Origin of the sequence: Neisseria sp. 19428wB4_WF04, from assembly GCF_015235335.1 — a bacterium.
Classification (GTDB): domain Bacteria; phylum Pseudomonadota; class Gammaproteobacteria; order Burkholderiales; family Neisseriaceae; genus Neisseria; species Neisseria musculi.
Genome location: NZ_JADGLG010000002.1, coordinates 62,900 through 87,004 on the forward strand (window position 1 = coordinate 62,900; position 24,105 = coordinate 87,004).

Here is a 24,105-nt window from a genome sequence, read left to right on the forward strand (position 1 = left end):
CTAAAGGAATATGGTTTATGAAAACTTTGACTATTCAAGAAATGCATTATGTAAGTGGTGCCGGTTTTTTGACAGCGGCCCGGGCTGGGGTGCTGCCATTGGAGGCACAATAGGCGGTCGTTTGGGTGTATTGGGAGGGTTGGCCGGCGCAGGTATTGGCCATGTAATCGAAACAACTGACTACAATGCTTGGGGAAGGAATTATATCAATTCCGTTATGAGTGATATTAATAGTGGCAATATACCTGCTGATTAAGGAAATCTAATCATGAAACAGTCAACATTCAGAATACTGGGTGGAGCAATCGGAGCGGCTGTATATTGGTTGATATATGCAGTAACCGATTTACCTGTTTATGATTATTGGATTACCTTCATTTTACTGATGATTGTTGGGATTTATTCTGCTGAAAAAGCTTATCTCCGCTATTACGGTAAATGAGCGGCATATGAAACAGGCTTGAGCCGGGCTATCGGGTTCGGGTCTGTTTTCGAATATGGACTAGGAGCGGATAATGAACCTTATGCTTTTCCGGCTGATAGGCTTGATTATAGGCTGGGTTTTATATTACATAATCTATAAAGCGACATCATGGCCGAATTATGCTTATATAATTACAGCTTTGGTTTTGGTGTTTTTCAGCATCTATTTTGCTGAAAAATTCTACTATCGGCTTTTAAAATAATGCAACTGCTTGCTTTTTAAGCATTGCTATATGGTGTTAAACAGGCTGTTTGATATAACAGCCTGTTTTTATGAATAAAAGTGTTATAATTTTAAAGTGTTATAATTTTTCATTTACCTATTTAGGATATATGAACTACTCCCTCGACGCCCTGTGGTGGCGTTTGACCGACCCCGGCGTGCGTGCGCTCGCCTCGGTTCTCACCGCGCCCGTACTCTGGCACAGCGGCGCAGAATTGGGCGTGCGCGAACTGTTGGGCGGCAAAGGCTTCCGTTATCTGCTCGATTTGGACGGCAACCCTGAAAGCCTGCGGCACTATCTGCAAGCGCGCTGCCCGTTCGGCAACCGTTTGGGCTGGTATGCCGAAAGCCTGCTGGCGTTTTGGCTGGAAACCGCGCCGCATACCCGCCTGCTGGCGCAAAATGCCGTGGTGCAGAACGCGCAAGGCCAAACCGCAGGCGCGGCCGACTTCATCGCTCTGGTTAACGGGCAGCCGTGCCACATCGAACTAACCTGCAAATACTACGGCAGCCGAAGCGGCAGGCCGTCTGAAATGATAGGTTTGAACCGGCACGACCGTTTGGCCGATAAAGCCGCCAAGCTCGCGCAGCAAACCGCCCTGCTGCAAACCGAAGCAGGGCAGGGCGTGTTGCGCGGTTTGGGGTTGCAACCGCAGCAGGTGTGCGCCGTTACGGTGGTGCGCGGCATCGCATTTTCGGCTGCGCCGCCTGCTGCCGAAAATGCCCCGTTAAATCCCTATGGTTGGCACGGCCTCTATATAGAAGATTGGGCGGAATATGATTTTTCAGACGGCCTCAAACGCTATTATGCGTTGCCGCGTATGGATTTTTTAGCCCCCGCGCGCATCGCCGGAAACGAAACGCAGGGCGCAGACGACATCCGCAACTTGGAAAGCGGCCTGATTGCCGAACTCGAACACCGCCCGGACGGCTGCTGGCACGAAGTCAAACGCTTAATGAAGGTGCAGCGGCCGGGCGGCCGGAGCATGTAATTTCCCCCAAGAAAGTGCAAGCTTCATTAAGCTTCATTTATGATGGAAACGGTTTCGGCTTTTTGCCCCGAAAAGGAGGATTTTATGAACAAAATGCGTATATTTATTGCCTTGTCTGCCGCGCTGTTGGCGGCTGCCTGTGCATTTACGCCCGAGCAGCGCGCGGCACGCGAAGCGGCGCAGAAAAAACGCGAACAGGATTTGCAGGTAGCATTGGCGGCGCAATGTGACAAAGAAACCGCACAGCTGATGCGGCAACAGTTTGAATGGTCGGCAAACCCGGATGCGCCGGTGAAAAAATCGTTCCGACTAAACTATGTAGATAAGGTTTCCGACCCGATGTTTCAGGCCTGCTACAAAATGGCGTGGCAGAATTACCTTGCCCGCCAAGAGCTTGAGCGTGTGCGTTATTACGACAGTTGGGACGGTTTTTACTATCCGTTCCGCCGCCCGTTCTGCCGTTACTGTTGGTAGGCCGCTGTATCCCGAGCAGGTGGTTTGCCGAGGCTTTCGGCCGTCTGAAAAGCAGGCGGTAAAATCCGTTAAGGCCGTCTGAAAGCCGGCTTTCCGGAAGGGTTGGCAAAATCCGTGCAAGCTGCTGAAAGTTGTGGCATAATCCCGCTTTCCGTTTGAAACGGATTTCAGGAGTTTGCACGGGTTTGAGGCTTGGCAAACTTGTCTGAACCGCAAGGTTCATTATTTTTCGGAGTTTATCCATCATGGCATTGACCGTAGAACAAAAAGCACAAATCGTTAAAGATTTCCAACGCAAAGAAGGCGATACCGGCTCTTCTGAAGTGCAGGTTGCCCTGCTGACTTTCCGCATCAACGACCTGACCCCCCACTTCAAAGCCAATCCCAAAGACCACCACAGCCGCCGCGGCCTGTTGAAAATGGTGAGCCAGCGCCGCCGCTTGCTGACCTATCTGCGCCGCACCCGGCCCGACACCTACCGCACCCTGATTACCCGTTTGGGCCTGCGCAAATAATCTTGATTTTAACGGCAAACGCCGCTTCGTTTTAAAAGAAGCGGCGTTTTTTATCGCCGGGCGGGCTTGCAAAGGTTTCAGGCCGAGGCCTTTGCAAAAAAACCGTTTTAATCCTGAATTTATTTATATTTCGTCATGCTCGGGCTTGGCCCGAGTATCTCTTTTTCTTCTTAAACAAAAAGATGATCGGGTTGAGCACGAGCATGACGATACTTAGGCGTTTCAGACGGCCTCGATGAATTTAAAAAAAGCCTGGGGCCTTTGCAAAAATACCCTTAAGGCCGTATGAAATGCTTAAATTCTGCCATTAGCTTCGCAAGTCCGCTGCTACCCCCGCGTAGGCGGGAATCCAGCCTTAAAACCATCAAATATTTTATTTCAATAACTTATGAAAAACGACTGGATTCCCGCCTACGCGGGAATGACGATAATCGGATGTTTCAGACGGCCTAAATAAATTTTGCACTCAGCCTTACCCGGCATATTTCGCAGTGTTCAAACGGCGGTTTTCTCGCTTAAAAAATCGATAAAGCTGCGTACTTTGGCGCTTAAAAACGTGCGGTCTATATAGGCTGCATAGAGTTTGGTGGTGAAAATATGGTAATCCGGCAGCAGCTGCACCAGCCTGCCCGAAGCCAAATCTTCGTCCACACACCATGCGGGCTGGTAGCCGATGCCCACCCCTGCACGGATCAGGCTGCCCGTCATCAGCGTGCTGTTGGAGTGGGCAACAGGGTTTAAGGCCAGTTTGGTGCACTTTCCGCTGCCGTTGTGGCGTATTTCGATGCCGCTCATATCCACATAAGAAGCCAGCACTGCCGGATGGCTGCCAAGCTCTTCGGGGGTTTGCGGCACGCCGTTGCGGCGCAGATAATCCGGCGAGGCGAGCAGCAGAAATTCGATATCGGCCAGCGGCTTCACAATCAGCGAAGGGTTGGGTGTGTCGGATACGCGCAAGGCCAGGTCGTAACCTTCGGCAATCAGATCAACGTGTCGGTTGCTCAAATCGAGATAGAGCGACACATCGGGGTAACGTGCGGAATATTCGGCCAGCCAGCCGCTGAAACGCGGGTTGGCAAACCACCTGGGCATGGTGATGCGCAACACGCCCTGCGGTTTGTCGGTGCCGTTGGCGGCTTTGCGGGCGGCGGTTTCCAGCGTTTCAAGCGCATAGCTGCATTGGCGGAAATATTCTTCGCCCGCTTCGGTTAAGTGCAGGTTGCGGCTGTTGCGGTGCAGGAGCTTGGCTTGAATGGTGTTTTCGAGATGGCTCACATGCTTGCTGGCCATGGCGGTGGAAATGCCGAGCTGCACGGCGGCGCGGGTGAAGCTGCCGCTTTGCACTACTTGGCGGAATACTTTGAGGCTGAATAGGGTGTCCATGTTTTCTTATTGGTAAACGGTGTTTCAATAAAAAGATAGTATATCAATAAAAATTAAACGGCTATACTGCGCACGTTTTAACAAACACACATATCTTAAGGATTTTTTATGGGCGTTTTATCGCGTTTCCAACCTGTTTTGCTTTCTGTTTTGCGCATTACCGCAGCCTATATGTTTATGCTGCACGGCACGGCCAAGCTCTTCGGGTTGCCTTATGTGGCGCAACTTGATGGTTTGCCGTTAATGTCCCTGCCCGGTATTGCGGGTATTTTCGAAACATTCGGCGGGCTGCTTTTGCTGCTCGGTTTGTTTGTCCGCCCCGTTGCCTTTATACTTTCCGGCTTGATGGCAGCGGCTTATTTTATTGCACACGCTCCCGCCGCCCCGCTGCTGCCGTTGATTAACCAGGGCGAGCCGGCAGCGCTATACAGCTTTGTTTTCCTCTATTTGGCAGCTGCGGGCGGCGGTGCATGGGCTTTAGACAACAAGTTCAAAAAAGCAAAATAAGATTTGCCCCGTGGTAATCGCTTGCATCAAAATTTATCTTGGTTATCTGATTTTATAGATTTTATAAAGGAAACATTATGGCTTACCAAAATATCCAGCAAACCGCCGAAGCCCGCCGTTCGGTTTATGCGTTAAACCAAACCCTGCCGCTGCCGGCAGCGGAAGTGGCGGGCATTGTCGAACATGCCGTGCTGCACACACCGTCTTCGTTCAATTCGCAATCAACCCGCGTGGTGGTGCTGTTGGGTGCCGAGCATGAAAAATTGTGGCAGTTTGCCGAAGATGCATTGCGCGCCATCGTTCCCGCCGACAAATTCGCTCCGACCAGGCAAAAGCTCGATATGTTTAAAGCCGCCGCAGGTTCGGTGTTGTTTTTTGAAGATCAAGAAGTGGTGAAAGGTTTGCAGGCGCAGTTTCCCGCCTATGCCGACAACTTCCCCGTGTGGGCCGAGCATGCAAATGCTATGCACCAATACGCCGTATGGACCACGCTGGCAGCCGCAGGCATCGGTGCCAACCTGCAACACTACAATCCGCTGATTGACGCGGCCGTGGCCAAAGAGTGGGCGCTTCCCGCCTCGTGGACGCTGCGCGCGCAAATGGTGTTCGGCGGCATAGCAGCCCCTGCAGGCGAAAAAACATTTGCCCCGCTGGAAGGCCGTTTCAAAGTGTTCGGCGCATAACCCGTTCTCTGTGCGCACCGTTTGGCTGATACCCCAGCATGAGGCCGTCTGAATTTTTTCAGACGGCCTTTCGTTATGATTATGAAACCGTTGCCGAAAAACGTTATACTTTACCTACTGTATTTGACAATCATACCCACACCGTCTGATTACGGAGCCGATAATGTCTGAAACCAACCGATTACTCTGCCGCGAACTCAGCCTGTTGGCTTTCAACAGCCGCGTGTTGGCACAGGCGCAGGATACGCGCGTGCCGCTTTTGGAGCGTTTGCGCTTTTTGTGTATCGTATCGTCCAATCTCGATGAATTTTTCGAAGTGCGCATGGCCTATCTCAAACGCGAGCACAAGCAGCGCCCCAACTTGGTTCTCGACAGCGGCAAAACGCCTGCCGAAACCATTGCCGCCGCCCGCGAAGAAGCCCGTGCGCTGATACGCGAGCAATACGCCCTGTTTAACGAAGAATTGCAGCCGGCCTTAAGCGAAGAAGGCATACATTTCTACCGCCGCCGCAACTGGACACTCGAGCAGCGCGCCTGGATTCAAAACTATTTCGACCGCGAGCTGCTGCAAATCCTCACCCCCATCGGGCTCGACCCTTCGCACCCGTTTCCGCGCCCGCTCAACAAATCGCTCAATTTCGCCGTTGAGTTGGTGGGCAACGATGCATTCGGCCGCGCCTCGGGCATGGCGATTGTGCAGGCACCGCGCATTTTGCCGAGAGTAATCAAACTGCCGCCCGAAATCTGCAACGGCGACCACGGCTTTGTGTTTTTATCATCGATTCTGCACGAATATGTCGGCAAGCTTTTTCCCGGCATGGAAGTCAAAGGCTGCCACCAGTTCCGCCTCACCCGCGACAGCGACCTGACCGTTGATGAGGAAGACCTGAAAAACCTGCGCACCGCCATCCAAAGCGAACTGCACGACAGGGAATACGGCGACGGTGTTCGCCTTGAAGTGGCCGAAACCTGCCCTGCCCACATCTATGAATTTCTGCTCGGCCATTTCAAACTCGACATTAACGAACTCTACCAAGTGAAAGGCCCCGTCAATCTCGTGCGCCTGATGGCTGTGCCCGATATGGTCGAACGGCCTGATTTAAAGTTCCCTCCCCGCACGGCGGGGTTGCCCAAAAGCCTGAGCAAGGGCAAGTCGGTGATTGATGCCGCCGCTGCCGCCCCCGTGCTGCTGCACCACCCCTACCAATCGTTTGAGCCGGTGGTACGTTTTATCCAGGAAGCCGCCGCCGACCCCGATGTTGTCGCCATCAAAATGACGATTTACCGCACCGGCAGCAATTCCGAGCTGATAAAAGCCCTGCTGCGCGCCACACAGGCGGGGAAAATCGTAACCGTGGTGGTGGAATTGATGGCGCGGTTTGACGAAGCCAACAACGTCAATTGGGCGCAGCAGCTCGAAAATGCCGGCGCACATGTGGTGTACGGCGTGTTCGGCTATAAAGTCCATGCCAAAATGGCATTGGTTATCCGGCGTGAAAACGGTGTGCTCAAACGCTATGCCCACTTGGGCACGGGCAACTACCATCAAGGCACTTCGCGCATCTATACCGATTTCGGGCTGATTACCGCCGATGGCGACATCACCGCCGATGTGAATACATTATTCTTGGAAATCACAGGCTTGGGGCAGCCCGGCCGTCTGAACACACTCTATCAGAGCCCGTTTACGCTGCACACTATGCTGATAGAAAACATAGAGCGCGAAATGCGCCACGCCCAAGAGGGCCGCCCCGCATGGGTTATCGCCAAGATGAATTCACTAATCGAGCCCGGCATCATCGAAGCGCTCTACGCTGCCAGCGCCGCAGGGGTGCAGATTGATTTGATTGTGCGCGGCATGTGCGCGCTGCGCCCCGAAGTGCCCGGCCTGTCGGACAATATCCGCGTGCGCTCCATCATCGGCCGCCAGCTCGAGCATTCGCGCGTATATTATTTTTATAACGATGGCGAAGAAAACACCTATATTTCCAGCGCCGACTGGATGGGGCGCAACTTCTTCCGCCGCATCGAAACCTGCACCCCCATCGAAGATGCCGCCCTCAAAGCCCGCGTGATACGCGAAGGCCTCACCCTCGCCCTGCAGGACAACCGGCAGGCGTGGCTGATGCGGCCGGACGGCAGCTATGCGCGTGCCGAACCTGCCGCCGGCGGAGAAGAGATGAACCTGCAAGAGCAACTGTGGGCGCAATACGGTGCTTAGCAGTGAGTTTTTTATTTTGCTGCGGCGCGGCTCAAAGGAAGCGGTTTTGCAAGCCGCCGAGGCGGGCGATGGAATCGTTCTGCCGCCCGGAACCGTAACCGAAAAGATCTGCTGCCGGCGGCAAAACATACCGCCGGCAAGGGTTTAAGGCATTGCAAGGCCGTCTGAAACATTGTTGCGGCCGCATAAAACGCCGTATAATCCGAAAACCAAACCCGACACCCAACCACCACGGAGCAAGGCATGAATTTTGAACAAGCACGTTTCAATATGGTAGAACAACAAATCCGCCCCTGGGATGTGTTGGATTTTGATGTTTTAGACGCATTGGCCGAAGTGCCGCGCGAGCGTTTTGTCGGCGAAGCACAGCAGGCTTATGCCTATGCCGATACCGCGCTGCCGCTGCCCAACGGCGGCAGTATGCTCGAGCCGAAAACTGTTGCCCGTTTGATTCAGGGGCTGGTGCTGAAAGCCGGAGAGCGCGTGTTGGAAGTCGGCACCGGCTCGGGTTACGCCACCGCGCTGCTGCATAAACTGGGCGGCAGCGTTGTTACGGTAGATATCGATGCCGAGCAACAGCAGCGCGCCAAAAACGTGCTGGACGGCCTCGGTTTCGACAACGTGGTTTATCAAACAGGCGACGGCCTGGCGGGTGTTTCCGAAAGTGCACCGTTTGATGCCGTGTATATCGGCGGTGCCGTGCCTGCCGTGCCCGAAGCCTTGAAAAACCAGCTCAAAAACGGCGGCCGCATGGTGGTGGTGGCGGGCGGCAAGCCCGTCCAGCGCGCTTTGCTGATTACCCGAAACGGCGAAGCCTTTACCGAGCGCACGCTGTTCGATACCTATATCCCTTATCTGAACGCTCCTGCCGCCGGCAAGTTTCAGTTTTAACCGCGCAACCTGCCCGCATCGGAAACCCGGCCCCGTGCAGACGATTTTTCGGCGGGGCTTGAATCCGCAAAGGTTTAGAGGCCGTCTGAACGCTTTTCAGACGGCCTCGCCACACGCTTAAACACATCATGATTCCACAAATCACTCCCGAACAATTGCAGCAATGGCTGGCCGAAGGCAAAGTGCTGACCCTGCTGGATGTGCGTACCGATGAAGAAGTTGCGCTCTGCGCGCTGCCCGGCCATACACACATTCCCATGAACCTGATTCCGCTGCGCCATAACGAGCTGCCCGATGAAGGCCCGATTGTGGTGTATTGCCACCACGGCGTGCGCAGTCTGCACACAGCCATGTATCTGGCCGATGCGGGTTTTGACGAACTGTATAACCTGCAAGGCGGCATTGATGCCTGGTCGCTGCGGGTAGATTCGACCCTGCCGAGATATTGACCGCTCGGGCGCAGGGCCGCCCGCCCGTGGCCAATATTGCGGCTTCCTGCTTTGAAAACATAGCATAAGATTATGTTTTATAATGTATTTATAAATGAAATCGGAGCGGGTTGCGGCGCGGTAGGCCGGAGCGGTGAAGGCCGTCTGAAAAAAACGCGCCAATCGGTTAAAATGCCCTTCTTACACGTTTCAGACGGCATCGGCAATGAGCGGAACCCCTCCCAACTACATCACCCCCGCAGGCTGGCAGGCTTTGAAAGACGAACTCTACAGCCTGGTTCACAAAGAGCGCCCCGAAATCGTTCAGATTGTAAACTGGGCGGCGGGCAACGGCGACCGCAGCGAAAACGGCGATTACCTTTACGGCAAACGCCGTATGCGCGAAATCGACCGCCGTATCCGTTTTCTAACCAAACGCCTGGAAGCGGCGCAGGTGATCGACCCTGAAACCCGCGAGGCCACCGACCAAATATTTTTCGGCGCCACGGTAGAATTGTTGCGGGGCAACGGCAGCGGGCAGGTGGTAAAAATTGTCGGCATCGATGAAATAGATGCCGCCCAAAACAAAATTTCATGGGTGTCGCCGCTGGCGCGCTGCCTGATTAAAGCACGCGAAGGCGACGAAGTGGTGTTGCACGGCCCCGAAGGCAGGGAGGTAATCGAGGTTTTGTCGGTGGCCTATGTGAAAATCGACTGACCGCCCGAGATACGATGCTGCTGCATTTCGGCTGGGTTTTGACGGCCTGCGGTTGTGTCTGTATTCCGTCTGCCCGTGCCGTTTTCAGACGGCCTCGGATGTCGGGATAACGGTATTTTTGAATACCGGTTGGTGTTGCCGCCGCACTCCGGCATCTTTTGGCAACCCCGCCCGCCGGTCGGGCATCATGCCCGAAACGGGCTGCCCCTGCACCGCCGGATTTTTCAGGCTGCAGCAGTAAAATTCCAGGCCGTCTGAAAACCTTTCAGCCGGATATGGCCGGATTGCTTCAGGGCAGGTAGGGCGGCGGTGCAGCCGTTTCAGACGGCCGGGCGGGCATCGGGCAGGTGCGCCGCAGGCCGTGCTTGCAAGGCGGCAGCCTTTGCGCCCCGCTGATCGGCAGAGGCTGCGCCAAATGACTATTGAGTTATTTTTGAACCCAGAGGTTGATATGAGCCAATATGTTTATTCCATGCTGCGCGTGAGCAAGGTTGTTCCGCCGCAGAAAACCATCATCAAAGATATTTCGCTGTCGTTTTTTCCCGGTGCCAAAATCGGCCTGCTGGGCTTGAACGGCGCGGGCAAGTCCACCGTGTTGCGCATTATGGCCGGCGTGGACAAAGAATTTGAAGGCGAGGCCGTGCCGATGGGCGGCATCAAAATCGGCTATTTGCCGCAAGAGCCTGAATTAGACCCCGAAAAAACCGTGCGCGAAGAAGTGGAAAGCGGCTTGGGCGAGGTGGCGGCGGCGCAGAAACGTTTGGAAGAAGTGTATGCCGCCTATGCCGACCCTGATGCCGATTTCGATGCGCTGGCCGAAGAGCAGGGGCGTTTGGAAGCAATTATCGCGGCCGGCTCTTCCAGCGGCGGCGGTGCGGAACACGAGCTGGAAATCGCCGCCGATGCGCTGCGCCTGCCTGAATGGGATACCAAAATCGGCGTGCTCTCCGGCGGCGAAAAACGCCGCGTGGCCTTGTGCAAACTGTTGTTGAGCAAACCCGATATGCTGCTGTTGGACGAGCCGACCAACCATTTGGACGCGGAATCGGTGGAATGGCTGGAGCAGTTTTTGGTGCGCTTCCCCGGCACGGTGGTGGCCGTTACCCACGACCGCTATTTTTTAGACAACGCCGCCGAATGGATTTTGGAGCTCGACCGCGGCCACGGCATCCCGTGGAAAGGCAATTATTCTTCTTGGCTGGAGCAGAAAGAGCAGCGTTTGGCACATGAGGCCAAATCTGAAGCCGCCCGCATCAAAGCCATGAAGCAGGAGCTGGAATGGGTGCGCCAAAATGCCAAAGGCCGTCAGGCCAAATCGAAAGCGCGGCTGGCGCGTTTTGAAGAAATGAGCAATTACGAATACCAAAAGCGCAACGAAACGCAGGAAATCTTTATCCCCGTGGCCGAGCGTTTGGGCAATGAAGTGATTGAATTTTCGAATGTTTCCAAATCGTTCGGCGACAAACTGCTGATTGACGGTTTGAGTTTCAAAGTGCCGCCCGGCGCGATTGTCGGCATCATCGGCCCCAACGGCGCGGGAAAATCCACCTTGTTTAAGATGATTTCGGGCAAAGAGCAGCCCGATTCCGGTGAAGTGAAAATCGGCCAAACCGTGAAAATGAGCCTGATTGATCAAAGCCGCGACGGTTTGCAAAACGACAAAACCGTGTTCGACAACATCGCCGAAGGCCGCGATATTCTGCAGGTGGGCCAGTTTGAAATTCCCGCGCGCGCCTATCTCGGCCGTTTCAACTTCAAAGGCAGCGACCAGAGCAAAACCGCCGGCAATTTATCCGGCGGCGAGCGCGGCCGTCTGCACCTGGCCAAAACCCTGCTCTCCGGCGGCAACGTGCTGCTGCTGGATGAGCCTTCCAACGATTTGGATGTGGAAACCCTGCGCGCGCTGGAAGATGCTTTGTTGGAATTTGCCGGCAGCGTGATGGTGATTTCTCACGACCGCTGGTTTCTCGACCGCATCGCCACCCATATTTTGGCCTGTGAGGGCGACAGCAAATGGGTGTTTTTCGATGGAAACTATCAGGAATACGAGGCCGATAAAAAACGCCGCCTGGGCGAAGAGGGCGTAAAACCGAAACGGATACGCTACAAACCGGTAACGCGTTAATGGTTTGAACATTTCGAGGCCGTCTGAACAATAATTTCAGACGGCCTCGATGGTTTTGCAAAACCTTAATCATCACGGTTAAAGCGGTGCGCGGTGTCTGCGCGGCCTGCGGGCAGCGGCCGCTGCTTTATAACCGCATAACGATATTGGCACCGCCGCTCAAACGGTTTTGCCGTGTTGGGTAATCAATGGATTGCCATATTGGAATTTTTTGGCGGCAAAACGGGCGCAGGCGCAGAAAACATAAGGGTTGGGCTGTTTGCTTGGCCGCTGCAGGCCGCCAGCAAACCCCGCGCAGACACGGCGGAGTTTGTTCGGGCAATATCGGGCTGAATCCCGAATGCGCCGAAAAGCGATGACGGATAACAGCGTGTGCATGCGGGCTGCAAGGGTGTGATTGCTGAAAAAAATTCATAAGGCCTTGCGGGTTTGCCCTGCTAATGTGCACGGCGCATGGCGGGCAAAATCCGCGCCATCGGCGTTTCCAATTTCCACCCCGACCGTGTGATGGATTTGATGGTGCACAACCGCATCGCCCCCGCTGTCAATCAGATTGAGATGCACCCTTTCTATCAGCGCGAAAACGAGCGGGCGTTTCATGCCGAACACGGCATCCTCACCCAATCGTGGGCTTCGTTTACCGAGGGGTGCAACGATATTTTCAAGCATCCCGTGCTGTCGGCCATTGCCGCCAAGCACGGCAAAAGCGTGGCGCAGGTGATTCCCAAATCGGCCACCCCCGAGCGCGTGGCAGATTTTCGATTTCGAGCTGAACGGGCAGGATAGGGAGCAGATTGCCGCACTCGACACCGGCGCAAGCCTGTTTTTCGACCACCGCGACCCCGAGCGGGTGAAATGGCTGGGCGGCGTAAAAATCCACGATTAGGCGTTTGCTCTGCCGATGCTTTTCAGACGGCCTTGAAGCAGATTGAGGCCGTCTGAAAACATGCAGGCACGGCTGGAAAAATGTGAGGCCTATGCGGGCAAAGCCCTTTTTTCCACTGCAACGGCACCGGCGCAGGCCGTTTCGGGCGAAAGCGGCTGCCTGTATCAACCCACTAACCGCTGTTGGAAAAGGTCGGGTTGTTTACACTTTTTATGCCAAACAGCTTTTGTTTTTTTGCTGGAATGATGGTTTCGTGATTTTCGAGCATTCTCAAGAACGATGCGGCTTCGCCGTGCCTTTCGGCATTCTTGACAACCCTCAAAAATCCCAAAATGGGTCTGCATGCAAAAAACGGAAAGTGTAAACAACGCTGGAATTTCCTACACATCAGGCCAGTCTGAAAACAGATGCTTTGTTTTCAGACGGGCCTTTGCAGTTTATCGGTATCAGAACCGTTCAAACGCCGTTATCACACCATTTCCGCTGCCATCATTTCCGCCTGTTTCAATACCGTTTCGGTGGCGAGCTGCTCCATATCGGGCGGATAGCCGTATTTTTTCAGCAACCGCTTGACCATCACGCGGATTTTCGCTCTGGCATCTTCCCGATTCCACCAATCCACCGTTACGCTGTTGCGGATTTGGTTGGTGAGCACCACTGCCAATTCGCGCAATTTGTCTTTTCCCATCAATTCTTTGGCGCTGTTGTTGGCGGCCACGGCAGAATAAAAGGCAAATTCAAACTCGCTTAAACCCAATTCTTCGGCCAGTTTGTCGGATGATTGGATTTCTTTTGCCAGTTTAATCAGCTCATCAATCACTTCGGCTGCGGTCAATACCTTGTTTTGATAGCCTTTAATCGCATTATCCAGCATTTGTGCCAGTTTTTTGCCTTCGGTAACGCTTTTTCGGCTGCGCACTTTGATTTCATCGTTCAGTAGTTTTTTCAGGGTTTCCAATGCCACGTTTTTATGCCGGTAACCGCGCATTTCTTCCATAAATTCATCGGATAAAATGCTGATGTCGGGCTTTTGAATGCCTGCCGCATCAAAAATATCCACCACCGATTCGCTTACCAGAGCCTGATCGATGGTTTGGCGCACGCGTTGCGTCAAATCGTCTTGAATATTATTGCCGCCCGCTCCGGCGGTAAATTTCGCCAAACGCGCCTTCACCGCCTGATAAAACGCCAAAAGCGGCGCATATTCCATGGCTGTATCATGCGGCACGGCCAAAGCAAAGGCTTTGGAAGCCGCCAACACCGCCGCCAGAAAACGTTCTTTGCCGCGCCCTTGGTCAAGCCCCAAAATAAAATCTTCGGCTTCCAATATAACGGCTAATTTGCGCGCGGTATCGGCGGTAAAATATTCCGCCGCATCAAAGCTGTGCAGCATATCTTCCAGCACATCCATTTTTTCGCGCAACACCAGCACCGCCTCATCTTGCAGCAAGGCCGGCTCGCCGCGGCCGCCGGCGGAGGCGTAAAAACTCAGGGCATTTTTCAAATCGGCGGCAATGCCCAGATAATCCACCACCAAACCACCCGTTTTATCGCGGTGTATACGGTTCACGCGGGCAATCGCCTGCATCAGATTGTGCCCTCTCATGGGTTTGTCGATGTAGAGCGTGTGCATACACGGCGCATCAAAGCCCGTGAGCCACATATCGCGCACAATCACCAGTTTGAGCGGATCGTCATCGTTTTTCATGCGCAAAGCCAGTTGTTGGCGGTCGCCTTTGCTGGTGTGGTGCTTGGCCATATCGGCGCCGTCTGAAGCCGAAGAGGTCATGACCACTTTAATGGCGCCGGCTTTAAGCTCATCGCTGTGCCATTCTGGTTTAATCGCCACAATTTCTTTATACAGATTAACGGCAATCCGGCGCGACATCGCCACGATCATGCCTTTGCCTTGTCCTGCATTGGCTTTCAGGCGGGCTTCAAAGTGCTGAACGATATCTTTGGCCACTTCTTTAAGGCGCCCGCTGCTGCCGACAATCGCTTCCACTCTTGCCCATTTGCGTTTTTCGGCTTGGTTCGGCGCGGCTTCTTCCTGCTCGTCCAATTCTTCGTCTAATTGGCGGATCAGCTCGCGGCCCTGATCATCCAAATGAATTTTCGCCAAACGGCTTTCATAGAAAATCCGCACCGTTGCTCCGTCTTCCACCGCCTGCGAAATATCGTAAATATCCACATAATTGCCGAACACCGCCGGCGTGTTCACATCATAGCTTTCGATCGGCGTGCCGGTAAAACCCAAATACGTGGCGTTGGGCAGCGCATCGCGCATATATTTGGCAAAACCGTAAACCGTGCGCTTGCCCGTTACCTTGCCGTTTTCGTTTTTAATATCCGCTTCTTTGGCAGAAAAACCGTATTGCGAGCGGTGCGCCTCGTCGGCGATGACCACAATATTGCTGCGGTCGGATAATTGCTCATACACGCTTTTGCCGTCATCAGGCTGGAATTTATTGATGGTGGTAAACACCACGCCGCCCGATTTCACCGACAACAATTGTTTCAAGTCTTCGCGCGATTCGGCCTGTTTCGGCGCTTGCCGCAGCAAATCTTTGGCTGCCGAAAACGTGCCGAACAATTGGTCGTCCAAATCGTTGCGGTCGGTTACCACCACGATGGTCGGATTATCCAGCGCCAAAACGATTTTTCCCGCATAAAACACCATCGATAACGATTTGCCCGAACCCTGCGTATGCCACACCACGCCCGCTTTTTTATCGCCCTGTTTGGCATCGGTAACGGTGTTCGGCCTGCCGTGTACCGCCACTTCGGCGGCATAAGCGCCTGCGGTGGCGGGCAGGCTTTGCCCCACCGCGCGCAAAGTGGACAACACCGCCGCATTCACCGCGTAATACTGATGATACGCCGCCATTTTCTTCACCGGTTTAACGGTTACCGTGCCGTCTGCCGCTTCGTGTTTCATGTCTTCAAACACAATAAAATGGCGCAGCATATCCAACAGCATAACCGGGTTGAGCAAGCCTTTTATCAACACGTTTAACTGCGGCTCGGTGCGTTCGGCCTCGGTTTGGCCGTTGTGGCTTTTCCATGCCATATAGCGCGACAAATCGGCCGATAATGTGCCGGCACGCGCCTCCAGGCCGTCTGAAACCACATTAAACGCATTGAAAGTGTATAAAGACGGCAACTGCGCCTGATAAGTCTGGATTTGGCGGAAGGCCGCAGCCACGGTGGCGTGTTCGTTGGCCGCATTTTTCAATTCCATCACCACCAAAGGAAAACCGTTGACATACAGCACCACATCCGGCCGCCGTTCGTGCTGCCCGTGTTTGATGGTGATTTGGTTGACCACCCAAAACTCATTGGCGGATACATCGTCGAAATCCAGCAAATGCACCATTTCGCCGCGCGTTTCGCCGTTAATTTTCCGCTCCAACATCACGCCTTGGGTGAGGAGCTGATGAAAACGGCGGTTATTGGCAAGCGTATCGGGTGTGGCGGTATCGTTGATTTGCCGCCATACCTGCGCGGTATCGGCACCGCTCAACTGCGGATTGATGCGTTGCAAGGCCGCTTCCACCCGTTCTTTGAGCAACACTTCGCCATAAGCACGCAAAGGCGTTGCCCCTTTCGGTTCGATGTCCGCACCGTAGCGGTAATCCCAACCCAAAGCCTGCAATGCTTCAATAGCCATGAGTTCGATATCGTTTTCGGTAAGTCTGCTCATCGTGTTTTTTCGCTATACCGTTAATTTATATAAAAATTCCGCCACCATCCGCGATAAGGCTTCATGTTAGCAGCGGCTTTCTACTATATCGACCATTAAATCGTCCAAGCCGCTGTCGTATTGGATGTCCACACCTTGTATTTCCAGAAAAGTCAGCATCACAGCCAAAGCCGTGCGCTTGTTTCCGTCTATAAAAGCATGCCCTAATTTCAAATATATTATCGATTTGCTTGTAATAAATCTGCTGCTCAATCCGCCCCAGCACGCCTTCCAACCGTTCCAAGTGAACGCCGCCGCTCCCGATGCCGGTTTGCCGTAAAATCTCATCATGAACGGCGATAACAAATTCTTGAGTAATCGCGTGATTCATTTGTCAGCCAACTTGCGTAATTCGGCTTGATGGGCGGCAATAACCCGTTTGGCGCTGTGCAATACCAAACGCTTGGTAGCTTCGTTATTCTGTAGCTGCATCGGCACCACTTTGGCCTGTTCGTTTTGATAACTCCGGCTATTGGGCGGAATATCCGCCAATCGTTTTTTATTCATTGTTGAAACTCCTAAATATTGCGGTTTCAAGCTGCCTGAAATCCTGATTTTTGTGATGATGTATAACGGCTCAAACGGTAGCCGGTCTGTTCCCGCTGTGCACCCGAGCCGGTTACCGCCATTTTGTTGACCTCAACAAACATGGTCTTCGGGTAGGCTTCCTGATTTTTTACAAGCTGTTATGGCGCGGTCAATGGCCTTGGAAAAATTACGCCATTCGCTGTATTCCAGAATATCCTGCAATGTCCGTGCCGACCAAAATTCGATACCGTGTTCGTCGTGTTGTTTGGCTTGTTCGAAAAGATTGTGGCTCATGATTTTCTCCGCAACGGATATAAAAGCTTTCAGGCCGTCTGAAAAGCCGCGCGCACTTCGCCGCTGATCAGTTTGGGTAATAAGGTATCGCGCAGGGTTTCCAGGGTTTGGATTTGTTGGGAATTAACAATACGTTTATCAAGCAATGGCTTCATAGTTTGGCTCATTGTGGCTAATGTTTCAGATGAAGGGATTTTGACCATTGCTTCGTCCAAATCTTTGCGTTTGATATGCCCCATGGTTGTAGCATGACTTTGTGCTACTGAAATAAACTCCGCCAAATGAAATTTACACCATTCGTAATAAAACCATTTTGGATAATCTTTTGATTTCACATTGAATAAATGCTGGTTCAATACACATTTTTGCCCAGACCAAATTTTTACCATTAGTGATGCCGACCAAGCAAAAATAATATCCCCATTTTCAACAATATATTCAGATTTAACTGTTTCCGTTGCCCAATCCGAACTATCGCTAATACCTGAAGTCAATTCTTTAATTTTTAAAACGGGTAAACCTCGCTCTCCGATTTGAACGGGAAATTTTTGACAAGCCAAACCATTGGTAAAAGTTGCAATACTGCTTAATGGCTTTTCCTCCCAATCTTCCCGTGCTTCTTCCACAAACCATTGGCGGAACAGGGTTTCTGCCATTTGTTCCAGGGTGTGGTTTTGGCGGTGCAGCAGGTCGATTTTATCGTCTAGTGCGGATAATACATCGGCTATCGCTTTTTGTTCGGGAAGCGGGGGGAGTAATATTGATATATTTTTTAAAGTATTTCCTGATATTTCTAAAAATGTTGTACCAGTTCCTATGCTTTGCAAGTATTCATTATTGCATTTAACCCAATAGTATATAAAATAATTATTTGCTATTTCTTTTAACGCAAGACTTTTAAAACCTTGATTTGTTGAAATTTCATTTTCTGCTATTGCAACATACCCAATAGGTGCCCGAGAAGTAATTAATACTGAACCTTTTGGCAAAAGTCTTGCAGAGGAGCTTTTTAAGCCTTCACTTGTAATATTTCTTGCCCCAAATGATATTGTTACCTTTTTATAATTTGTTAAATCTTTTGGTGTAATCCACGGGATATTACCATTCCAATATTCTTGAACTTCTGTTTTTGGAGTGCCACCGCCAATAACATCTGCAATATCAGAAATTTTATATTCTCTCCACTCACTCATTCCGCCACCTCATTTAACTTAATTTTTGCCAACTGTCCGGCAATTTGTGCATTGAGGCGTGTTTCCTCCGCCAATTGTGCGTTCAGTTCGTTTTGCAAAGCGGCAAAGCGTTCGGCAAAGTTAAATTCGTCCTCTTCTTCAGGCAGCCCTACATAACGCCCCGGGGTGAGCACATAGTCCAATTCGGCGATTTTGCCGCGCGGCACGCTGGCGCAAAAACCGGCGATGTCTTGGTATGCGCCGTCTTTATTCCGCCAGTTGTGGTAGGTGCCGCTGATTTTGGCGATGTCGTCGTCGGTAAGGATTTTGTTTTTGCGGTTAATCAGTTGCCCCATGTTGCGCACGTCGATAAACAGCACTTCTTCGCTGCGGTCGCGGTAGCGGCGGGTGTCGGCGCGGTCTTTGCGCATAAACCATAAGGCGGCGGGAATTTGGGTGTTTAAAAACAGTTTGGCAGGCAGGTTGACGATGCAGTCGATCACGTTGGCATCGTCAACCAAGGCTTTGCGGATGCCGCCTTCGCCGCCGGTTTTGCTGGTGAGTGCGCCTTTGGCAAGCACCACACCCGCCTGCCCCTGCGGGGCGAGATGGTGCAGAAAGTGTTGCAGCCAGGCGAAGTTGGCGTTGCCTGCGGGCGGAGTGCCGTAACGCCAGCGCGCATCACCGGCGAGTTTTTCGTTCCACCAATCCGAAACGTTAAACGGCGGATTGGCGAGGATAAAATCGGCTTTCAAATCTTGGTGGGCATCGTTGAGAAACGATCCTTCGCTGTTCCAATACACATGCTCGGCATTGATGCCGCGGATGGCGAGGTTCATTTTGCACAGCCGCCATGTGGTTTGGTTGCTTTCCTGGCCGTAAATGGAAATGTTGTCGATGCGCCCTTGATGGGCTTCGATAAAGGCTTCCGACTGCACAAACATGCCGCCCGAACCGCAGCAGGGATCGAACACGCGCCCTTGGTATGGCTCGATCATGTTGACCAGCAGTTTGACGATGGATTTGGGCGTGTAGAACTGCCCGCCCTGTTTGCCTTCGGCCAGAGCGAATTCGCCTAAAAAGTATTCGAACACATGCCCCAAAATATCGGAGGAGCGGCCGGCGGTGTGGCCGAGGTCGATTTTGTGGACTTCGTCGATCAGTTCGCCGAGTTTGATCGGGTCGAGATTCTGGCGGGCATACACTTTGGGCAACACGCCTTTGAGCTGGGCGTTGTCGTGCTCGATGTTTTCCATGGCTTGGTCGACCAATACGCCGATGTCGGCTTGTTTGGCGCTCTTAACCAGTTGTTGCCAGCGGGCATTTTCGGGCACAAAGAAAATATTGTCGGCCAGATATTCATCGCGGTCTTCAGGGTCGGCGTATTCTTCTTGTTGTAATTGCCGGTATTTGGTCTCGAAGCTGTCGGAGATGTATTTCAGAAAAATCAGGCCGAGCACGATATGTTTGTATTCGGCGGCGTCAATATTGTTTCGCAGTTTGTTGGCGGCTGCCCAGAGAACGGTTTCAATGGCTTGGGGCGCGGCGGTTTTGGTTTGGGTTCTGGCCATAACGGGTGCTTTCCGGTTTGTTTAAGCGGGCCATTATAAATCGGTTCGGCTTCTTTTTATCGGCAACGGGAAGTTAAATGCGCTGCGTTGGCGGGGCGGTTTTCATTAACGGCTTTTATCAGGCTGTTAAATACCTGTCTGAAACTTTCAGACAGGTATTCTGTTTTGTTTGGCCGTCTGAAAATTTGCGCGGGCATTTCCGAATCATGCAGCCGATTATTGAATTTTTTTCACAGCGTTATGCGGGTTTTTCCTACTAAATCAGGCAGGAAAGTCGGGGCTATAATGGTTGCGTGTTTTCAGACGGCCTTCGGTAATTTTTTTAAGCCGTTGTTGGATAAAGGATGTTTTATGAGATTTTATGCGGCTTTGTCTGCCCTTGTGTTGGCGTTGGCGTTGGCGTTGGCAGCTTGCGCCGCACCCGATGCGCCGCATTTGGTGGTGCGGGAGTAGGGCAGTTTTACCGTGGGCGGGCGTTACGTTACCGCGCCGGGCACGTTCAAGCAGGAAAACTTTCTGGCGCCCGATGGCCAGCGCGCTTACGGCGATTTTGCTTATGTGTTCTACCAAACGCCGGTCAATGCCAAGCGCCTGCCGCTGGTGTTCCAGCACGGCGGGGCGCAGTCCAAACGCACTTGGGAAAGCACGGCAGACGGCCGAGAGGGTTTCCAAAATCTGTTTCTGCGCAAGGACTACAGCGTGTATCTGCCCAACCGGCCGCGCAGCGGCGAAGCGAATCTTTCCATCCGGGCGGTCGCCCCCGATACGCCGTGGGTCAGCAATCCGATGTATCACGATAAAACGTTTTATATCCTCTCACGCATCAGGCATTTTGATGCAGACGGCCGCCCTGTTGCCAACGCGCAGTTTCCCACAGGCGATGCCGCTTATCAGGCATTCCAGCAAAGCTGGTCGGTGGGTTCGGGGCCGCTGGACAATGATTTGAACGCCGATGTGCTGGCGCAGTTGGCCGATAAAACCGGCGGCGCGGTACTGGTAACGCATTCGATGGGCGGCAACATTGGCTGGCGCGCGGCGATGCGCTTGAACAAGGTGAAAGCCATTGGGGCATGGGAGCCGGGCGGCACGCCGTTTGTGTTCCCCGAGAACGAGATGCCGCAGATTGTGCAGGCGAGTTTCCCCGCTTTGAGCGCCACCGCCATCGGCGTGCCGCTTGAAGATTTCCAAAAACTCACCCGCATCCCCATCGTGCTGTATTACGGCGACCACATCAAACTGGGTTCGGATAATGTGGGCGAAGACAAATGGGGCACCGAGCTGGCGATGGCCAAACAGTTTGTGGCCGCCGTCAACCGCCACGGCGGCGATGCCAAGCTGGTGCACCTGCCCTAAATCGGCATCACCGGCAATTCGCATTTTTTAAGGGGCTGACGTAGATTAGCAGTCATGACAGGATGCTAAAATGAAGATAACAAACTGTAAATTAAGAAAAAAGTACAGAAGACACTACTCGGATATTTTGTGCCGGAAGTTACCGCCCGTTCGGCTGCCGATGTCTTGGGTATCCGGCCCAACACCGCCATACTCTTTTACCGCAAAATCCGCCTCGTCATCAGCCATCATTCGGCCTTGGAGGCATCAGGTTTTTGAAGGTTCCGTAGTCAGATGAGCTGCTCCGGCGGTAAGCGCAAAGGAAAACGCGGCACAGGAGCCGCAGGCAAAGTGGTGGTTTTCGGTATCCTCAAACATGGCGGCAAGGTTTATACCGTGGTCGTGGATAACGCCAAAAAAGAGAGTTTGTTGCCTGTTATTGCGAAGAAAATCATGCCGGACAGTGTGGTGTATACCGACAGTTTAAGCAGCGATGATGTCCTGGATGTCGGCGGTTTTCACCACCATAGGATTAACCACGGCAAGACATTTGCCCAGAGACAAAACCACATCAACGGCATTGGGAATTTTTGGAATCAGGCCAAGCGTGTGCTACGCAAATACAACGGAATCGACCGGAAGTCTTTTCCCTTATTCTTGAAAGAATGCGGGTTTCGTTTCAACTTTGGCACACCAAGTGAGCAGTTGAAAATCTTGCGGGATTGGTGTGGTATTTAGGGCTAATCTACTTCAGCCCCTTTTTTAATGGGTAAGAAAACAATGCCCGATTGGCCGATTTGATGGCCGATTGGTTGAAGGGAAAAGGCTTGGATCAATAAAAAAAACCGGCCTGCCATCCACATCACCAAAGAAAAATCCATGCAACCGCGCCTTGTCTTCATGAAAAGCATGATGGTTTCTGCTGCGCTACTGGCTAGCAGTGCATACGCCGCGCCGTTTGCAGTGCAGCACACTGTTGGCGACTTGCTGGCTGCACCGGCATTTACACCCTTTGCCGTGCGCTTGCTGCCGTGGGACGGTAGAGCCGCCGATCAGGCCTTGCCCGTGTCGCAGATCGGGCGGCTGACGCCGTACCACAGCGCGGTGAATACAGCCGACATACTCGATGCGCTCAACGATTTGCAGCAGCGCGCAGCGCAGGGCCAAACCGTGTTTTACGAGCTATATTCCCCGTAGGAGCGTGCCGCCGATCCGGCCAAAGCGCATACCGGGTTGTTTTTCTACCCCGGCAAACCCGGCGCACCTTTTGCGTTGATTGCGCCCGGCGGCGGTTTTCAGTACGTGGGCCACGCTGCACGAAGGGCTGCCGCTGGCACGGCGCATCGCGCAGGCGGGTTATCCCGCTTTTGTCATCAAATACCGCGCCGGACAAGGGTGGCGTGTCAATAGGCATGTAAAACTGGACCAGGGAATTGGGGAATGTGCATCTAAAAGTGCACCACCCCGATGATTGATAAACTCTCCGCTTTTGCGGAGTTTTCCTGGGAATGATTAACATAGAAACTATTATCAAGGTTCAATGTCTGTTTCATCAAGGCGTACCCATCCGAAAAATCGCCAAACAGTCCAACATCAACATTTGCCGCTGCTCAAACGCAAACCCGGTACATTGAGAAACGACGAACCGTTCAAACAACGGATAGTGCACGACGTTGGCACCATCAAAAGAAAACAGCATGATTTGCGGGCTGTTTTTTTTATGTCTATTGCCATCTAACCCCATAAACCAAGATGCAAGCATGGCGGGGTTTTCAGGCTGATTACCGATGTTTTCAGACGGCTTTAATTGTCTAACCTCGTGTAATCCTGTCTAATTGAATAAACCAAAAATTTACAGTATCTTTTACGATATCTGAAAAATACCGCTAAAAAAGTACCGTAAAAATGCCGTTAAACGACTGCCAAATCAAGGATGCTAAGCCCGCCGAGAAGCCCTATAAGCTGGCAGACGGGCGTAGCCTTTATTTGCTTGTCAAACCCAATGACGGCAAATACTGGCGGCTTGATTATGCGATAGACCGCAAGAGAAAAACGCTTGCAATCGGCGTTTATCCTACTATCAGCCTAGCTAAAGTCCGAGAAGCCGCCGAAAATGCCCGCCGCATGATAGCAGCAGGCCAAGCCCTCCAGTGCAGCCAAGCAATAGGCCAAACATTGGCTGCGGCTATAGACATTCAGGCAGCTTCGAAAGGATTCAGGGTGAGGTACTTCAATGTATTGATTGGATGAGCCATTTAGAGAAAGACCGTGACAGTTTGGAAGACAAAATGGCAGGGCAACTGAGCTGGTATGATCTTCTAATATTGGATGAACCGGGCTGTTTGCCATTCGGCCTAAGCCGAACAAAACAAGCGGCAAACAGCCCCCAGCTATCTTCAAGGCCATATACATAAAACGATTGAGAATCTGACAAGCCAAATACAAGAGGTAAAGGCAGATTTGCAGGCGTTCTATTCATCAAACCCGCGATACAGCGAAAACCGCAAACGCCTGAAAACCATAACGGGCATCGGAGAAAATGCTGCTGCCGTTTTGCTCTCAACTATAACATCACGCTTTGATACCGCTGCCCAACTGGCCGCCTATTTCGGTTTGGATCCAAAACGGCATCAGTCGGGAACAAGCATAAACGGCAAAGAACGGATTTCAAAAGTAGGCAAGTCCGACTTAAGGGCAGCCCTATACATGCCCGCATTGGCCGCCTACCGCATGAACGCCTTTCCCGCCTTTATCGGCCGTCTGAAAGCCGGGAAAAAACCGCCGAAACTCATCTATTGTTGCAATTATGCGAAAGCTGGTAACCATCGCTTTCTACATTTTGAAAAACCAAACGGAATACGACAAAACCCGTTACGGATTAACAATATAAATTAACAATACCAAACAGAAAAATGCCCTGCAAAAGCAGGGCATGGC

The 24,105-nt window shown here is 52.5% G+C and carries 25 protein-coding genes and 1 pseudogene; 19 read left to right on the forward strand and 7 right to left on the reverse strand.

Translation table 11 applies throughout. The annotated features are described in order from the left end of the window. The first annotated feature begins 10 nt into the window (after positions 1 to 10). From IR141_RS01000 to rpsO, 5 genes are all read left to right on the forward strand, one after another. Positions 11 to 256 (forward strand): hypothetical protein, encoded by a 246-nt coding sequence (locus IR141_RS01000; RefSeq protein ID WP_135033847.1) that lies wholly within the window; start codon positions 11 to 13, stop codon positions 254 to 256. Positions 257 to 268: 12 nt separating this feature from the next. Further along, positions 269 to 442, forward strand: a complete 174-nt coding sequence (locus IR141_RS01005) for a hypothetical protein (RefSeq protein ID WP_167742962.1) — start codon at positions 269 to 271, stop codon at positions 440 to 442. Positions 443 to 816: 374 nt separating this feature from the next. Continuing rightward, positions 817 to 1,698: a DUF1853 family protein gene (locus IR141_RS01010; protein ID WP_135033848.1), complete on the forward strand. Its 882-nt coding sequence runs from the start codon at positions 817 to 819 to the stop codon at positions 1,696 to 1,698. An 84-nt stretch (positions 1,699 to 1,782) separates the two neighbouring features. Further along, entirely contained in the window at positions 1,783 to 2,172 is a 390-nt protein-coding gene (locus IR141_RS01015; RefSeq protein WP_135033849.1) for a hypothetical protein, read from the forward strand. A gap of 245 nt (positions 2,173 to 2,417) precedes the next feature. Further along, complete coding sequence (gene rpsO / locus IR141_RS01020; protein WP_135033850.1) at positions 2,418 to 2,687, forward strand: 30S ribosomal protein S15; 270 nt, start codon at positions 2,418 to 2,420, stop codon at positions 2,685 to 2,687. A gap of 495 nt (positions 2,688 to 3,182) precedes the next feature. Here the strand turns inward: rpsO and IR141_RS01025 are convergent, their stop codons facing one another. Beyond that, positions 3,183 to 4,070: a LysR family transcriptional regulator gene (locus tag IR141_RS01025; RefSeq protein ID WP_135033851.1), complete on the reverse strand. Its 888-nt coding sequence runs from the start codon at positions 4,068 to 4,070 to the stop codon at positions 3,183 to 3,185. 108 nt (positions 4,071 to 4,178) lie between these two features. Between IR141_RS01025 and IR141_RS01030 the strand changes: the two genes are divergently transcribed. From IR141_RS01030 to IR141_RS01070, 9 genes are all read left to right on the forward strand, one after another. Next, positions 4,179 to 4,577, forward strand: coding sequence for a DoxX family protein (locus tag IR141_RS01030; RefSeq protein WP_135033852.1), 399 nt, complete (start codon positions 4,179 to 4,181; stop codon positions 4,575 to 4,577). A gap of 77 nt (positions 4,578 to 4,654) precedes the next feature. Continuing rightward, positions 4,655 to 5,260, forward strand: coding sequence for a nitroreductase family protein (locus tag IR141_RS01035; RefSeq protein WP_135033853.1), 606 nt, complete (start codon positions 4,655 to 4,657; stop codon positions 5,258 to 5,260). A 163-nt stretch (positions 5,261 to 5,423) separates the two neighbouring features. Further along, positions 5,424 to 7,481 carry a polyphosphate kinase 1 gene (ppk1, locus tag IR141_RS01040; protein WP_135033854.1) on the forward strand — a complete coding sequence of 686 codons (2,058 nt, stop codon included), beginning with the start codon at positions 5,424 to 5,426 and terminating at the stop codon, positions 7,479 to 7,481. A gap of 243 nt (positions 7,482 to 7,724) precedes the next feature. Further along, positions 7,725 to 8,372 carry a protein-L-isoaspartate O-methyltransferase gene (locus IR141_RS01045; protein WP_135033855.1) on the forward strand — a complete coding sequence of 216 codons (648 nt, stop codon included), beginning with the start codon at positions 7,725 to 7,727 and terminating at the stop codon, positions 8,370 to 8,372. A gap of 128 nt (positions 8,373 to 8,500) precedes the next feature. After that, the gene (locus IR141_RS01050) at positions 8,501 to 8,821 is read left to right on the forward strand and encodes a rhodanese-like domain-containing protein (RefSeq protein ID WP_167742964.1); all 321 of its coding nucleotides are present in this window, start codon (positions 8,501 to 8,503) and stop codon (positions 8,819 to 8,821) included. Between the two features lie 205 nt (positions 8,822 to 9,026). Beyond that, positions 9,027 to 9,518, forward strand: coding sequence for a transcription elongation factor GreB (greB, locus tag IR141_RS01055; protein WP_135033857.1), 492 nt, complete (start codon positions 9,027 to 9,029; stop codon positions 9,516 to 9,518). A 54-nt stretch (positions 9,519 to 9,572) separates the two neighbouring features. Then, positions 9,573 to 9,776 carry a hypothetical protein gene (locus IR141_RS01060; protein WP_135033858.1) on the forward strand — a complete coding sequence of 68 codons (204 nt, stop codon included), beginning with the start codon at positions 9,573 to 9,575 and terminating at the stop codon, positions 9,774 to 9,776. Positions 9,777 to 9,969: 193 nt separating this feature from the next. After that, entirely contained in the window at positions 9,970 to 11,643 is a 1,674-nt protein-coding gene (gene ettA / locus IR141_RS01065; RefSeq protein ID WP_135033859.1) for an energy-dependent translational throttle protein EttA, read from the forward strand. Between the two features lie 453 nt (positions 11,644 to 12,096). Next, on the forward strand, positions 12,097 to 12,429 hold the full coding sequence (locus IR141_RS01070) for an aldo/keto reductase (protein ID WP_209304389.1): 333 nt from the start codon (positions 12,097 to 12,099) through the stop codon (positions 12,427 to 12,429). Between the two features lie 569 nt (positions 12,430 to 12,998). Here IR141_RS01070 and IR141_RS01075 read toward each other — a convergent pair. The 5 genes from IR141_RS01075 to IR141_RS01100 form a co-directional block, all read right to left on the reverse strand. Then, a complete protein-coding gene (locus IR141_RS01075; protein WP_135033860.1) occupies positions 12,999 to 16,232 on the reverse strand; it encodes a type I restriction endonuclease subunit R in 3,234 nt (1,077 codons plus the stop codon). A gap of 366 nt (positions 16,233 to 16,598) precedes the next feature. Beyond that, positions 16,599 to 16,808: a hypothetical protein gene (locus IR141_RS01085; protein ID WP_228068105.1), complete on the reverse strand. Its 210-nt coding sequence runs from the start codon at positions 16,806 to 16,808 to the stop codon at positions 16,599 to 16,601. A 102-nt stretch (positions 16,809 to 16,910) separates the two neighbouring features. After that, complete coding sequence (locus tag IR141_RS01090) at positions 16,911 to 17,093, reverse strand: hypothetical protein (RefSeq protein ID WP_135033862.1); 183 nt, start codon at positions 17,091 to 17,093, stop codon at positions 16,911 to 16,913. 29 nt (positions 17,094 to 17,122) lie between these two features. After that, a complete protein-coding gene (locus tag IR141_RS01095) occupies positions 17,123 to 18,286 on the reverse strand; it encodes a restriction endonuclease subunit S (protein ID WP_135033863.1) in 1,164 nt (387 codons plus the stop codon). Continuing rightward, positions 18,283 to 19,836, reverse strand: coding sequence for a class I SAM-dependent DNA methyltransferase (locus tag IR141_RS01100; RefSeq protein ID WP_135033864.1), 1,554 nt, complete (start codon positions 19,834 to 19,836; stop codon positions 18,283 to 18,285). The genes IR141_RS01095 and IR141_RS01100 overlap by 4 nt, the downstream gene beginning before the upstream one ends. Positions 19,837 to 20,301: 465 nt before the next feature. On the opposite strand from IR141_RS01100, the gene IR141_RS01105 reads away from it, so the two are divergent. Beyond that, on the forward strand, positions 20,302 to 21,189 hold the full coding sequence (locus tag IR141_RS01105) for an alpha/beta fold hydrolase (RefSeq protein WP_209304390.1): 888 nt from the start codon (positions 20,302 to 20,304) through the stop codon (positions 21,187 to 21,189). A 70-nt stretch (positions 21,190 to 21,259) separates the two neighbouring features. Next, positions 21,260 to 21,906 (forward strand): annotated as a pseudogene (locus IR141_RS01110) (IS1595 family transposase). A 2-nt stretch (positions 21,907 to 21,908) separates the two neighbouring features. Here the strand turns inward: IR141_RS01110 and IR141_RS01115 are convergent. Further along, positions 21,909 to 22,049, reverse strand: a complete 141-nt coding sequence (locus IR141_RS01115) for a hypothetical protein (RefSeq protein ID WP_167742966.1) — start codon at positions 22,047 to 22,049, stop codon at positions 21,909 to 21,911. Between IR141_RS01115 and IR141_RS01120 the strand changes: the two genes are divergently transcribed. The 3 genes from IR141_RS01120 to IR141_RS01130 all read left to right on the forward strand — a co-directional run bounded on the left by IR141_RS01120 (position 22,048) and on the right by IR141_RS01130 (position 24,063). Further along, a complete protein-coding gene (locus tag IR141_RS01120; RefSeq protein WP_135033865.1) occupies positions 22,048 to 22,365 on the forward strand; it encodes a hypothetical protein in 318 nt (105 codons plus the stop codon). The two genes, IR141_RS01115 and IR141_RS01120, sit on opposite strands and share 2 nt — an antisense overlap. A gap of 708 nt (positions 22,366 to 23,073) precedes the next feature. Further along, entirely contained in the window at positions 23,074 to 23,418 is a 345-nt protein-coding gene (locus tag IR141_RS01125) for an Arm DNA-binding domain-containing protein (protein WP_135033866.1), read from the forward strand. 210 nt (positions 23,419 to 23,628) lie between these two features. Continuing rightward, a complete protein-coding gene (locus IR141_RS01130) occupies positions 23,629 to 24,063 on the forward strand; it encodes a transposase (RefSeq protein ID WP_167742968.1) in 435 nt (144 codons plus the stop codon). Positions 24,064 to 24,105 lie beyond the last annotated feature (42 nt).

Excerpts from the sequence above, each read along its gene's own strand:
- IR141_RS01100 (WP_135033864.1), bottom strand. The coding sequence starts at position 19,836 with ATGGCCAGAACCCAAACCAAAACCGCCGCGCCCCAAGCCATTGAAACC.
- IR141_RS01120 (WP_135033865.1), top strand. The coding sequence starts at position 22,048 with ATGCAACCGCGCCTTGTCTTCATGAAAAGCATGATGGTTTCTGCTGCG.
- IR141_RS01125 (WP_135033866.1), top strand. The coding sequence starts at position 23,074 with ATGCCGTTAAACGACTGCCAAATCAAGGATGCTAAGCCCGCCGAGAAG.
- IR141_RS01005 (WP_167742962.1), top strand. The coding sequence starts at position 269 with ATGAAACAGTCAACATTCAGAATACTGGGTGGAGCAATCGGAGCGGCT.
- ettA (WP_135033859.1), top strand. The coding sequence starts at position 9,970 with ATGAGCCAATATGTTTATTCCATGCTGCGCGTGAGCAAGGTTGTTCCG.
- rpsO (WP_135033850.1), top strand. The coding sequence starts at position 2,418 with ATGGCATTGACCGTAGAACAAAAAGCACAAATCGTTAAAGATTTCCAA.
- ppk1 (WP_135033854.1), top strand. The coding sequence starts at position 5,424 with ATGTCTGAAACCAACCGATTACTCTGCCGCGAACTCAGCCTGTTGGCT.
- IR141_RS01000 (WP_135033847.1), top strand. The coding sequence starts at position 11 with ATGGTTTATGAAAACTTTGACTATTCAAGAAATGCATTATGTAAGTGG.
- IR141_RS01115 (WP_167742966.1), bottom strand. The coding sequence starts at position 22,049 with ATGGATTTTTCTTTGGTGATGTGGATGGCAGGCCGGTTTTTTTTATTG.
- greB (WP_135033857.1), top strand. The coding sequence starts at position 9,027 with ATGAGCGGAACCCCTCCCAACTACATCACCCCCGCAGGCTGGCAGGCT.
- IR141_RS01030 (WP_135033852.1), top strand. The coding sequence starts at position 4,179 with ATGGGCGTTTTATCGCGTTTCCAACCTGTTTTGCTTTCTGTTTTGCGC.
- IR141_RS01070 (WP_209304389.1), top strand. The coding sequence starts at position 12,097 with ATGGCGGGCAAAATCCGCGCCATCGGCGTTTCCAATTTCCACCCCGAC.
- IR141_RS01075 (WP_135033860.1), bottom strand. The coding sequence starts at position 16,232 with ATGAGCAGACTTACCGAAAACGATATCGAACTCATGGCTATTGAAGCA.
- IR141_RS01090 (WP_135033862.1), bottom strand. The coding sequence starts at position 17,093 with ATGAGCCACAATCTTTTCGAACAAGCCAAACAACACGACGAACACGGT.
- IR141_RS01035 (WP_135033853.1), top strand. The coding sequence starts at position 4,655 with ATGGCTTACCAAAATATCCAGCAAACCGCCGAAGCCCGCCGTTCGGTT.
- IR141_RS01015 (WP_135033849.1), top strand. The coding sequence starts at position 1,783 with ATGAACAAAATGCGTATATTTATTGCCTTGTCTGCCGCGCTGTTGGCG.
- IR141_RS01010 (WP_135033848.1), top strand. The coding sequence starts at position 817 with ATGAACTACTCCCTCGACGCCCTGTGGTGGCGTTTGACCGACCCCGGC.
- IR141_RS01025 (WP_135033851.1), bottom strand. The coding sequence starts at position 4,070 with ATGGACACCCTATTCAGCCTCAAAGTATTCCGCCAAGTAGTGCAAAGC.
- IR141_RS01095 (WP_135033863.1), bottom strand. The coding sequence starts at position 18,286 with ATGAGTGAGTGGAGAGAATATAAAATTTCTGATATTGCAGATGTTATT.
- IR141_RS01045 (WP_135033855.1), top strand. The coding sequence starts at position 7,725 with ATGAATTTTGAACAAGCACGTTTCAATATGGTAGAACAACAAATCCGC.
- IR141_RS01050 (WP_167742964.1), top strand. The coding sequence starts at position 8,501 with ATGATTCCACAAATCACTCCCGAACAATTGCAGCAATGGCTGGCCGAA.